The organism is Mariprofundus micogutta (genome assembly GCF_001895085.1).
Classification (GTDB): Bacteria; Pseudomonadota; Zetaproteobacteria; order Mariprofundales; family Mariprofundaceae; genus Mariprofundus; species Mariprofundus micogutta.
The window spans coordinates 83,928-95,688 of sequence record NZ_BDFD01000005.1 but is presented as its reverse complement, the minus strand read 5'-3'; the positions used below and the strand labels follow the sequence as shown (position 1 = coordinate 95,688).

General features: G+C 45.1%; 11 protein-coding genes. 2 read left to right on the top strand and 9 right to left on the bottom strand.

The window, feature by feature from the left end; all coding sequences use genetic code 11:
* Positions 1-26 precede the first annotated feature (26 nt).
* The 3 genes from MMIC_RS04330 to erpA all read right to left on the bottom strand — a co-directional run bounded on the left by MMIC_RS04330 (position 27) and on the right by erpA (position 2,171).
* Entirely contained in the window at positions 27-797 is a 771-nt protein-coding gene (locus MMIC_RS04330) for an ABC transporter permease (RefSeq protein WP_072659229.1), read from the bottom strand.
* A complete protein-coding gene (locus tag MMIC_RS04325; protein WP_072659228.1) occupies positions 794-1,732 on the bottom strand; it encodes an ABC transporter ATP-binding protein in 939 nt (312 codons plus the stop codon). The genes MMIC_RS04330 and MMIC_RS04325 overlap by 4 nt, the downstream gene beginning before the upstream one ends.
* A 76-nt stretch (positions 1,733-1,808) precedes the next feature.
* Positions 1,809-2,171 (bottom strand): iron-sulfur cluster insertion protein ErpA, encoded by a 363-nt coding sequence (erpA, locus tag MMIC_RS04320; RefSeq protein ID WP_072659227.1) that lies wholly within the window; start codon positions 2,169-2,171, stop codon positions 1,809-1,811.
* A gap of 113 nt (positions 2,172-2,284) precedes the next feature.
* Here erpA and MMIC_RS04315 point away from each other — a divergent pair, with 113 nt between their 5' ends.
* Positions 2,285-3,238: an FAD:protein FMN transferase gene (locus MMIC_RS04315; RefSeq protein ID WP_072659226.1), complete on the top strand. Its 954-nt coding sequence runs from the start codon at positions 2,285-2,287 to the stop codon at positions 3,236-3,238.
* An 8-nt stretch (positions 3,239-3,246) separates the two neighbouring features.
* On the opposite strand, the gene MMIC_RS04310 is transcribed toward MMIC_RS04315, so the two are convergent.
* Positions 3,247-4,818: a hypothetical protein gene (locus tag MMIC_RS04310; protein WP_143144878.1), complete on the bottom strand. Its 1,572-nt coding sequence runs from the start codon at positions 4,816-4,818 to the stop codon at positions 3,247-3,249.
* A gap of 153 nt (positions 4,819-4,971) precedes the next feature.
* Here MMIC_RS04310 and MMIC_RS04305 point away from each other — a divergent pair, with 153 nt between their 5' ends.
* A complete protein-coding gene (locus tag MMIC_RS04305) occupies positions 4,972-5,667 on the top strand; it encodes a lycopene cyclase domain-containing protein (protein WP_072659225.1) in 696 nt (231 codons plus the stop codon).
* Positions 5,668-5,676: 9 nt separating this feature from the next.
* On the opposite strand, the gene MMIC_RS04300 is transcribed toward MMIC_RS04305, so the two are convergent.
* The 5 genes from MMIC_RS04300 to MMIC_RS04275 form a co-directional block, all read right to left on the bottom strand.
* Complete coding sequence (locus MMIC_RS04300; protein ID WP_072659224.1) at positions 5,677-7,341, bottom strand: glycosyltransferase family 4 protein; 1,665 nt, start codon at positions 7,339-7,341, stop codon at positions 5,677-5,679.
* Between the two features lie 63 nt (positions 7,342-7,404).
* Positions 7,405-8,166, bottom strand: a complete 762-nt coding sequence (locus tag MMIC_RS04295; protein ID WP_072659259.1) for a glycosyltransferase family 2 protein — start codon at positions 8,164-8,166, stop codon at positions 7,405-7,407.
* A 10-nt stretch (positions 8,167-8,176) separates the two neighbouring features.
* On the bottom strand, positions 8,177-8,926 hold the full coding sequence (locus tag MMIC_RS04290; protein WP_072659223.1) for a YdcF family protein: 750 nt from the start codon (positions 8,924-8,926) through the stop codon (positions 8,177-8,179).
* Positions 8,927-9,035: 109 nt separating this feature from the next.
* Entirely contained in the window at positions 9,036-9,953 is a 918-nt protein-coding gene (locus MMIC_RS04285) for a glycosyltransferase family 2 protein (protein WP_227819351.1), read from the bottom strand.
* Between the two features lie 588 nt (positions 9,954-10,541).
* The gene (locus tag MMIC_RS04275; RefSeq protein WP_072659220.1) at positions 10,542-11,708 is read right to left on the bottom strand and encodes a glycosyltransferase; all 1,167 of its coding nucleotides are present in this window, start codon (positions 11,706-11,708) and stop codon (positions 10,542-10,544) included.
* Positions 11,709-11,761: the final 53 nt, after the last annotated feature.

Here is an 11,761-nt window from a genome sequence, read left to right as displayed (position 1 = left end):
CAATACCCATTGCTTAAGTTGGTTTGCTACTCTTTCATTCTCCAGCCATTATACCACAGTGACCAGCAGGCCAGAATGGTGATGATAACTGATCCGAGTACAATACTAATTGAAGCAAACGGGTCCGTGTCACCTAGACCAAGGAAACCGAAACGGAAGCCATCAGTCAAATAGAAGAATGGATTAAAGGTATTAACCTGCTGCCAGATCTCGGGTAGCTGCTTCACTGAATAAAACACACCGGAGAGAAAGGTTAACGGCATAATCACAAAGTTGGTAATCATGGCAACATTATCAAAGTCTTTCGCCCACATGCCGCTAATCAGGCCAAGTCCACCCATAATAATGCTACCACTTATACCATAGAGCAGAATCACACCCGGATGCAAAAGCGAAAGATCAACAAATGGTATGAGTACCGTCAGAAACACTGTGGCCACGACCACCGCGCGCACAACAGCTGCAGCAAGAAAAGCAAACACCACTTCAATGGCAGATAACGGTGCCATAAGCAGATAGATATGCATACCCATAACTTTTCCCATAATCATCGAGCTGGATGTATTCGCAAAAGCGTTTTGCATCATGGCCATCATAGCCAAACCCGGAACAAGAAAGGTGAAATAGTCGATTTCCAGACCGGGAACCTGCCGTTCTCCCATCGCATAACGAAAAATCATCAGATACAGAATTGCAGTCAGTGCAGGTGTGATGATGGTTTGCATTTTAACTTTAAGAAAACGGCGAATTTCGCGTAGAAACAGGGTCCATGTGCCGCGCGGATTGATTGGTATCATGCTTTCGCCCCATGTCTGGCAGTGAGTCGCAGGAACACATCTTCCAGGTCTTCTGAGCGCACACCTGCGTCCACGGGTGGTCCAAAACGTGCAACAGCAGCTTCATAGGCCTGATGAAACGTTGAATTGCCATCGTCCAGACGCCCCAGTTTCAGGCAAAGCCCTTCTTCACTGCTTCTGGGTTCGTATGTGGCAAGGGCCAGCTTATCTGTTTCATTTAATGTCACAGGCTTGGCATAATTCAGCCACAGATATGAAGATGCAACGCTTTGCATCAACTGCTGCATAGGCTGGGCAGTCAGCAGATTGCCCTGATCGATAATGGCCACTTGATCACATAATTCTTCAGCTTCATCGAGATAATGGGTCGTCAACAGAATTGTGATACCTTTATTATTCAGTTCGCGCATGAAATCCCACAGACGACGGCGCAGTTCAACATCAACACCTGCAGTCGGTTCGTCTAATATCACCAGTTCAGGCCTGTGTACCAGGGCCTGTGCCACAAGCAGGCGACGACGCATACCACCAGAGAGCTGACGTGTATTCTTTTTGCTGTGTTCAGTCAGTTCCAATCGTTCAAACAGCTCATCAATCCACGCCTCATCCGGTTTGCAACCAAATAAGCCAGATGTGAAACGCAGTACCTCTCGCGGCGTGAAGAATGGGTCAAAAGCAATCTCTTGCGGCACGACTCCCATACGCTTTTTACACCAGGCACGATCATTAAACAGATCACGCCCGAACAGGGAAACATTGCCGGCAGTCGGCCGGACTGTATCAGCCAGAACGTTAATCATCGTACTTTTACCTGCACCATTGGGCCCTAGCAGCGCAAAAAAACTTCCCTGAGGTACTGTCAGGTTCACATCTTGAAGTGCGGTTTTGCCATTATTGTAAGTTTTACCCAGACCATGAATTTCAAGCGCATGCATTGTCAAACCCTATAGACTCACTAACAACAAAAAAACGAGGCCCGAGGACCCCGTTTTAAAAAGAAAATACCGGCAATCAGTATTCAGCATTGGCGCAACCGCCACCGTTCTCTGCAGGCGTGAATGATTTGCCGCAACCACAGGTGGAGCCTGCATTCGGATTACGAATGACAAAAGATTCCCCCTGAATCGACGTCTGATAATCAATCTCTGACCCATCCAGAAGATCAAGGCTGGACTGATCCACCAATAGTTTTACGCCATGGTTTTCAACCAGTGTATCATTATCATTCATCTGATCATCAAAGGTGAATCCATACTGGAACCCAGAGCAACCGCCACCGGATACAAATACGCGCAGGTTCAACGCTTCATTACTCTCTTTTTCCAACAGTCCCTGCACTTTCCGGGCTGCAGATTCAGTTAACATCACTGTCATTTTTAAACCTCTCAAAATACCTGAGGCTAATAATCAGGTATTTTGCAGATAAAATCAAACCCACAAGATGTATTGCTTCTTGCCTGACAGGCAAACAAAGCAACAATAGCTACATGTTTCGCCTGCTATTATTCCTGATGATTACTATTTTCCTGTCTGCATGCAGCGGACCTGAAGATATTCACGAAACCCGTTTTATCATGGGAACATTGGTTGAATTCACCATTGCAGATGCAGACAAAGAGAGGGCGGAGAAAGCCATCACTGCTGCAGCCCTGGAAATGCAGCGAATTGAAGATACTTTTACCATTTATGGAACACACCCCAATAGCGTGAAAGATTTTAACAACTCGGGGATCAATACCCCGGTGATATTGCCAAAGGAAGTCTCCGACCTGCTCCGGGTTGCGCTAAAAATTAAACAACAGAGTCAGGGTGCTTTCGATCCTGCTATCGGCGGACTCAATCTGCTATGGGGGTTTTCAGGCAGTGATACACCGTCGTTGCCTCCAGCTCAATCCGCTATCGATCAGATCAAACCGCCATCAACATGTATAAAAGAGACTGAAGGTGCCTGGATGCGCACTGATACTCGTTGCCTGCTTGATTTCGGGGCCATAGCCAAAGGTTATGCCATTGATCGGGGTATCGAACTATTCAAGCAACACGGTATCAATAGTGCCATTATCAATGCCGGTGGTGATATCCGCCTGATCGGCAGTCATGGTGACCGTCCCTGGCGAATCGGCATCAGGCACCCTCGCAATAAAGGTGAAGTTATCGAGACACTGGAGCTTGAAGGAGATGTGGCAGTCGTAACCTCAGGGGATTACGAACGTTTCTATATCCATGAAGGAAACAGATATCACCATATCATTAATCCGGCCACTGGGCATCCAGCCACAAACAGTCAGAGCGCAACCATTATTGCCGATAATGCCACATTAGCCGATGCCTGGAGCACTGCCCTGTTTATCCTTGGCGAGGATGGCATGAAACTAACAAATAACCTTAAGTATAAGTCTCTAACTATTGATTTAAAAGGGAGAAAGGCGATCTCAGATTAAAGCCATCTCTATTTTGTAAATAGTGTAAAGTTATAGCCAAAAGCAAGGCTCAGGACCTTAGCTCTGAATTTACCTTTTGGAGCGCGCATATATCCATATTGTGCTAACAGACTGAAATCATCCATCAACTGATATCCAAGCCCTGCATTGGCCTGCCATACAAGGCCACCACCTACAGCTAAACCACCACCACCTGCTGCCCCCAATAATCCTTCGGCTTCTATGAATAGAGGTGTGTTAAACATAGGGAGATGCACTCCAGCACCAACCAACCCAGTCATGTATGCACCAGCCTTGCCCTTATAAGCAGCAATCCCCTGCCCTGTCAGATAAAAATTAGAATGCGGGAAGTAGTCCAGTTGAATTCCAAGCAGATCAACATTCAGGTCAGGGAAAATAGAGCGCCAGTCAGGATCAGCTTTTAAATAAGTCTGATGTGTAGCCCTGATACGAAAGTGCTGTGGTTCAAAACCTGACAAATCACTGCTTGCTATGGGTTCATCATATGCATTCGGTGTAAAGAAATGATAACCAAGTTTGCCTGCAAGGCTGTAAGCTTTGAATGTAGTCTCAGGTACTTTCACATATCCACCAGACACTTCTGCAAACAGGTTATCCCCCAAACGTTGTTGCAACGATACAACACCATCAATAATCAGCCCACCACCAGTGGCAACGTTGCCGCCACCTGCCACTCCAAGCGATGACGAAACCTTCAACCAGGTTCCGTCCATGATTTCAAGACGATAACCCAGACCAAAGAGAATCTGCATGTAACCGCTGCTTTGCCCACCCATTGCACCTTCAGATTCAACCTTCACAAACAGGTTATCATCCAGGTATTTATTCCACTCAACACCCATCAAATGCATCGAACTATGTTGCGGGGTTCCGCTATCTGATAAAACACCGGTCGGGATGATATATGAACGAAAGACTGTCATAAATTCCTGTTCGGACTGATGTCCCCTTCCAAGTCTTGCCCCCTCCCATTCAGGCAGTTCATGATGCCCTGAAGCTATAAGCGTAGTAAATGGATATTCATAAGAAATGTAGGGCTGAGCGCTATGAATAGTCCCGTCTGGAAAGTCTATATAGGAAACACCTGCACCAAAATCTCCCAGCCAGGTTTTTACATGGGTCCCTAGATGGTAACGAAGCATTAAGCCACCGCCAGCCAATTGCAGGCCACCACGACCTCCACCTGCACCAACAAAGATACCTGAGTTCACTTCTAAAATATCTGTTAGAGGTAATCTTCCTTCGGCAGCAACTCCCAGAGTAATGAACCCTCCTCGTTGACCAACCAGTGCACCATAGGAAGCACCACCTACTGAAATATAATCATTGAGATCAAACAGCAGTGTTGCCCCAAGAAACCCCATTTTTTCGTTAGCTGGCAGAGTTACATTATCATAGGTAAATCGAAATTTGGCCGGAGCCGGTTCAACACTGGAAGCGGCATCAATAACTGCTGCATGTGCCTGGGGTCCAAACAGCGATAGAAGCAGAAACACTACAATGAAACGCTTTATTATCTCTAAACGAGAAGCCGTTGCTAAAGCAGTACCAGTGGACATGTGCAGCATAGTGCATAACTCGGCTTCATACGTCCATTGCAAAACCAAATTGTAGCTCCATAAAAATATTGCGTGAAATTGCGCACTTGTATTTTTCTTCTACACTAAGGAGCATGTGCACAAATACGCCACGGCTAAGGAATTCATTTATTAATGTATGAGTACAGTTATCTGTATGCGACACTTTCTGTTGGCATATTCTGGGGCTTCTTTTTCCTGATCCGGCCGGACCTTCGCCCTACCATGCTGATCATCTCATTTCTATTCGGCATTGGTGGCCTGCTCTCGGAATTTGTTTATGCCGGTGACTGGTGGGATCCGGTCACGCTGACAGGTACTACAGTCGGCATTGAAGATTTTCTATTCGGTTTTTTCTTTTCCGGTTCAGTCGCAGTTTGTTATGAAGTGATATTCATCCGGGGCTATGAAAAAAGGGAGCACACACCTAAGTGGCCTGTCAGGTTCAGATACATTGCTTTAATCACCTGCACCGTCTTCTTCGGTAGCACGCTGGTATTTATGCTGCATTCTTTTGTTGCCACAGTTCTCGCTTTCGGCATTTGCATTGTTCTTATCTTGAGTTTGAGAAAAGACCTGATCAACAATGCTGTCACCGGAAGCCTGTTCTCCTGCATAATGGCTTTCACCTTTTTTGGTGTACCTGAATGGATCAATAGTGGCTGGGTGAAAGCCACCTGGTCATTCCATAATCTTTCAGGCATTTTCGTACTACATGTTCCTCTGGAAGACTTTATCTGGTTCGCGATGGCCGGCGCATTTATCGCCCCTTTACATAAATTCTGGAAAAACAATCGCTCAATCGCATTATCAGAGCAGAAGAACAGCTGATAGTAACTGCTAAACCAGGCTAACCGCAGCCACAACCAGCAATGGAATCAATAGTTCCCGATTCCGACGGGGTTGCTTGCGTAATACAATTTTACTGGCGACAAGAAAAACTACTGACTCACCACATGTCATATAAAGAGACATCTGTGCATCAAGCGACAAAAACTCAAAACGTCCGATGATCCATGGCGTCCCCCAGGAAAACAGCAGGAGAAGACTCTCAAAACCAGTTGTAAGAAAAATTCGCGCATGCCGTTTGAACCAGAGTTTTAACCCTACCCAGCAGGCCAGAAGCGTTGTCATTGCCATCATGTAATATTCGACCCAAGCCTGATGAGAGGTATTGATAGAAAATATCAATGCAAACACAAGCAGATATAGCAGTCCCTGTGACCATGTCGCATGATGTCGAGCCTCTTTCCAGGGGTAGAGAACCACAACCAACATGATAACGGCAATCATAAACATCGGACTGCTACCCGTTAGCTGTGTAGAGAGTACTGGCAACAGCAGGATGAGTGGAATGAGCCAGGTAACAAATGGAATACTGGCCCCCAGAACGTGGGTCATCCTGTAATAGAAAGAAGGCTTGGCTGGATCATGAGAGTGTTCAATCTCTTCATCAGTAGAAGTGGTAAATGAGATCCCTGACTTTTCCAGCTTCATCAAACCCAGATAGGTCGTTACAATCAGTGCCAGCAGCACCAGCGATTGAAGCCACTCAGCACTACCGGAAAAAAATACAGCTACGCAGCCATAAATAAAAATCAGTCCGTAAAAAACTCCAACTACACCTGCATGGGAGAGTCCCAGATCAATCAAGCGATGATGGAAATGCGTTTTGTCAGGCAGAAAAGGACTTTTCCTCTGCAACACTCGTCGCACCATGACATAAATCGTATCAGACAGTGGCAGCCCTAGCAGTATTCCCATGCTGATTGGAGAAATAACTTCACCCTCTCCTGATTTCAACAGCATCAGAGACAGAGCTGCTAAAACAAAACCGAGAATCAGACTGCCTGTATCCCCCATAAATATGCGGGCAGGATGCGAATTGAAATAGAGAAACCCAATCATGGAACCAATCAGTACAACAGCAACCATCAGACTATGATGGTCCCCTATAATCAGGGCAAAGCTACCCAGAAAAAAAACGGCAATCAGTGCAATGCCCGCCGCTAGTCCATCCAGGCCATCGGAGAGGTTGAGCGCATTAATAAACCCCACCATAGCGAGCAATGTTAAGGGAATGGCAAACCATCCGGTTTCGATATTGCCTATGCCAAACAGGTCACCCAGATCATTGATTGCTGTATCACTCATGACCAGAAATACAATTGCACCAGCGATAATACCCAGGAACTTCAGCTTGGGTGAAATCTCAAACATATCATCGGCCATTCCGGTAAACCCAACGATAAACAGACCGAGCAAAAAGCCCTGTGTGGCGGGAGTGATGTCCAGCATGGTGAATGGTATCAACAGCAGGGAGATCAGGAATGCCAGTCCGCCCATGCGTGGTACGACATGAGCGTGCACCTTACGCTCATTGGGATGATCAACTGCTCCCAGACGCTCAGCCAGACGAAAAACGAGCGGCATAACCAGCAGAGTAAGCAATACAGCAGAGCAGAGTGGCAATAGAAAGAAAGATATGTCGCTTGCGGATAACATTTTAACCTCTTAGTACTCTGTGACACTGCATTTTGAACTAGGATAATCAAACAAAAAGACTAATCATTCTAAACTTTTATGACGCTTGAAAAACTGTGGTAATTTACTCAGATTCTTCCATAACAATGCACCAACGCCTCCGACCATATTCCTTTTCAAGGCATTATAGTCCTCAACAGACTTTTGTATGATATTAGCTAAAGATCTATTACTTTCCCCACCCAATCGCATTTTGACAAGTACCTGAGGTATATACGCACATTTAACTTTGTGTTGCCCTAGAAACCGGAGCATGCAGTCATAATCTGCAGCAATTTGAAATGAAGTATCAAATGAACCGAATTGCTCATAAACAGAACGGCGTACATAGAAGGTAGGGTGCGGAGGCATCCAGCCATGTTTCAACTTATTATACGAGTAAAGCCCGGATTTCCAATAACGGACGACCTTGTCTGGTTCGTTCTTACTGACATACACAAGGTCTCCGTAAACAGCATCTATCGAGGGATCTTCAAATGCCTTAGTAATTGTGGTCAACACTTCGTTATCTGCATAAAGATCATCTGCATGAAGAAAACCAATCACGTCACCTGTGGCCTGAGCGACCCCTTTGTTTAGAGCATCATAAATCCCCGAATCTGGTTCACTAACAATATAATCTAAACGGTTTCGCCACTGTTCCAGCAAGTCCAACGTTCCATCTGTAGATTTACCATCTATCACCAAATGCTCACAATTTCCCCAAACCTGCGAAGAAGCGGAATCTAGGCAGTCACTTATTGTGTCAACGCAATTCCAAGTGGCGGTTATGATAGATATTTTCAACACCCTAAAATTACCTCCTCCATATCATGTGTCCAACCAGTTCTTTCAATGCTTGTGCACTGCTATACAATTTATCAGCACTTGGTATCCACTGCCTCCAGCCGTTCACCTTTACCACCTCATAGTCAGTTGCTGCAGGAATGACATCTAATCTTTCTTCGGAAAAGTGAGTAAGCGCTCTACGCATGTGCATAGCAGATGTCACCAATAATATAGTGTGCACATCACGTTTATGGAGCAACATGGCGGAAAAATGTGCGTTTTCTCGGGTATTATTACTCTCCCTTTCCAACAGCATTGCCGTTTCTGGCACCCCAAGATCGCGCAACAGAAAACGCATCGCTTCTGCTTCAGAAGTTTTACTCGCAGAAGAATCGCTGCCACCACTTAATACAATCAGTGGCGCTTTGCCAGCATTAAATAACTTTGCCGCATACCAAATCCGGTCTGCTGCCCTAGTCAAGTCAGGAGCAAGTCTATGTGAATCTGCCGGACTAATAGCGCCACCAAGCACCACGATTGCGTCGGCTTGGGGTACATCATGTATCAGAGTTGGTGGGTAATCAGATTGAAGTTGGTCACATATCCAAGCACTCATCACGGGCAATGACCAAGCATACAACCACAATAGTCCTATTGCACCCAATACAAAAGCAAGTCGCATGCGACCAAAAAAACCTAACAGTAATGCCAAAAAGCTCAGCACCAAGGCCGCCCCAAGTGGTGAGATCAACGCAATTATCAATTTAGTGAATATCATCACCGGATGCACCCTCGATTACGAAATTCAGAGTTTTGATTCAATAAAAACGTTCTTTTCAAACGCATAGGAAAAGTAATTTACGAAAAATAAGAGCATTCACTACCAACTAAACCTTTATTCCCAACACCTGCTCAATCGCATCTACTACGTCCACCCTATAATCTCTCATATGGCGTTTCACTTCCATCACTTTGGCATCTACCAAATATCGATACCAGAAGCCTTGCAAGAAATGAAATACAGCCCCTGCTTGGCCATCCAAAAATCCAAAGCGGATCACATAGCGGTAGAAAAAATAAGCACAGGCCCGAAATCCGTTAGGTAATCGAGCATACACTGTTACCTTCATCCATCGCTTGATTGCCGCCATTTTATTGCCCTGTATACGAGATGAAGAATCATGAGGCAAGAAGTGGTATTCAAGGTTTAGCAGTACTACTGCCTCACGATTAGAATACATATTGTGCTTTTCAGTCCACCAAGTGAGCGATTTTTGGTTGTCATCTGCAAAGTCTGCATTGATGTGTTTGACTTGACCATCCACGATAATATGCTCATCCATCCAGCGATCTTCACAAAGTCCAAAACCAAATCGCCAAATCCGTAACAAACGAATTGGATACAAAGCTCCATGCTTAAGCCACTTACCCATAAAAATTCGGCGCAAATTTAAAGTGAAACCGTTTACTTGATCTCCTGCATTCGAAAGCATATGAGGTAACAACTTGACCAAATCAGGTGTAATATACTCATCAGCATCAAGTTTCATCACCCACTGGGTGGATATAGCAGCATGATCAAGAGCCCAATTCAATTGTTTTGCATGTGTAGTGAAAGGATTGACCAGAACACTGGCTCCCAGTTCACGTGCAATCTCACAAGTGCAGTCAGTTGACCCAGAATCAACAATAACTATTTTTGATGCAATAGTTTGAACGCTTTCAATGCACCGCTTAATATGGACTTCTTCATTTAGTGTTAGCACAATAATAGTTAAATCGTTGGCTCCTTGAACTATAGACACTTTACAATTCCTCTGTTCGAACATCTTTGCAACTAGTCTCAAATGCCTTGCGATCTCGCGAACCGATGGATTTAGCTGGAACCCCCGCAACTACTGTCCAAGGAGGTATATCTCGCGTTACTGTGCTTCGCGCAGCCACAACTGCTCCAGCACCCACCGTGACGCCCGGTCCGATGAAAACTGCTGCAGTCACCCACGCATTCTCTTCAATAACAATTGGAGCGGACACTATTGGTAGGTCATGGTGATTAAAATCATGGCTAGCAGTACACAGAAAGGAGTACTGGCTTACAGTAGCGCGTTGCCCCAAAATAACTTTATCAACGCAATAGCAGTCCACAAAATGACTTAGACAGCTGTGGTCATGCATTTCCAAATTCCAAGGAGCCCATATCTGAACTGAAGGATAAGCATAAGTTCCATGCCCCATCTTTGCTCCAAACACCCTTAACAAAAACCTCCGCCAACCGTGAAACATGCGTGGACTCGGCCGGAATAAAAAAATCCATACTATCCGCCAAATCAACCTAGCCAATTTATTGTTTATAGATAGATTTCGATACTGAAGGCGCTTTTGCATCTTTTTATTTAACCCTCATGAACACAATTAGGCTTATCCCCTATACTCAAAACCCATCGATAAACTTCAGTCATTGTCTGCGCAATGTCATCCCAGTCATATCTGCGTACATATTCACGCCCTAGTTCACCCATAACTTGGCGCTTATTATCACTTAATGTCATAGCTTCATGAAGTGCAATAACAAGGGGTTCGACACCAATATCAACCCACCATCCGCAACCATAACTTTCTAAATCAGACCAAGGGGCACCTTTAGTTGTAATCACTGGTACTCCATGAGCAAGTGCTTCGGCAACCACCACACCAAAATTCTCACTAAAGGTTGGCAACACAAACAAGTCAGAACTGTAGTATAGCTTAGACTTTTCTTCTCCATCGACTACTCCAACATACTCAACCGAATCGTTTACGCCCAACTTTTTTGCCAATGTCATTACTTCTGAGAGGTGGTTTACATCGTCCGGACCAGCCAAACACAATCGCCAACCATCTAATTTAAGTTGCCCCCAAGCTCGAATGAGATTCAGCAAACCTTTTTTCGAATGGATGCGAGAGAGAAATAACACTGTCCGCTTCAAATCAGGGGATTTGGACACAGAAAATGTCATATGCTGATCAGAGTGAACTCCATTAGGAATTACTGCAATTGGCTGATGCAAACCGACACGCCTAAGGTTCTCGTATTCCTCATGTGAGGTCGCGATCAGTACCTCAGCGGTCTCAAGATCCCGTTTCTGATACAATGCCATTGCAGCTCTCTTCTTCCACGCCTTGTGATTCATTGCCCAAGGCTCAAGCATGCCACGTGGCTGAATGATGAATGGGATCTCAAAATGGCGCGCCGTTTGCGCGACCCAATGATTCGATGGAGACCATACTCCATGATCATGAATCAAAGAAAAATGATTCTCTCGAACCAGGCTACCAAGTTCACTCCGCATTGGTAATCCAAAGCTTAATGAATAACGTGAAGTGGACTCTGCAAAAAGCCTCTTCACTGTCTTTGAAATAGAAGATGCCGAGGGCTCTCCAGCCATTCTTTGGCTTAATAACATTACATCAACAGCATCATTTTTTACTAATGAATCACAAAGCTGAACCACTGTACGCGACGGTCCGCCCGCTTTAGGGTGTAAACTGTCAACGGTATGCAATATGGTAAAGTTAGACATTGGACTCCTTCATTCAAATAAAAGAAATCTCTCGATTTTTCATTTTATTTGAT

Bases quoted from the DNA above. Each gene is read 5' to 3' on its own strand.
- MMIC_RS04330 (WP_072659229.1), bottom strand. From the start codon at position 797: ATGATACCAATCAATCCGCGCGGCACATGGACCCTGTTTCTACGCGAA.
- MMIC_RS04325 (WP_072659228.1), bottom strand. From the start codon at position 1,732: ATGCATGCGCTTGAAATTCATGGTCTGGGTAAAACTTACAATAATGGC.
- erpA (WP_072659227.1), bottom strand. From the start codon at position 2,171: ATGACAGTGATGTTAACTGAATCTGCAGCCCGGAAAGTGCAGGGACTG.
- MMIC_RS04315 (WP_072659226.1), top strand. From the start codon at position 2,285: ATGTTTCGCCTGCTATTATTCCTGATGATTACTATTTTCCTGTCTGCA.
- MMIC_RS04310 (WP_143144878.1), bottom strand. From the start codon at position 4,818: ATGTCCACTGGTACTGCTTTAGCAACGGCTTCTCGTTTAGAGATAATA.
- MMIC_RS04305 (WP_072659225.1), top strand. From the start codon at position 4,972: ATGTATGAGTACAGTTATCTGTATGCGACACTTTCTGTTGGCATATTC.
- MMIC_RS04300 (WP_072659224.1), bottom strand. From the start codon at position 7,341: ATGTTATCCGCAAGCGACATATCTTTCTTTCTATTGCCACTCTGCTCT.
- MMIC_RS04290 (WP_072659223.1), bottom strand. From the start codon at position 8,926: ATGATATTCACTAAATTGATAATTGCGTTGATCTCACCACTTGGGGCG.
- MMIC_RS04275 (WP_072659220.1), bottom strand. From the start codon at position 11,708: ATGTCTAACTTTACCATATTGCATACCGTTGACAGTTTACACCCTAAA.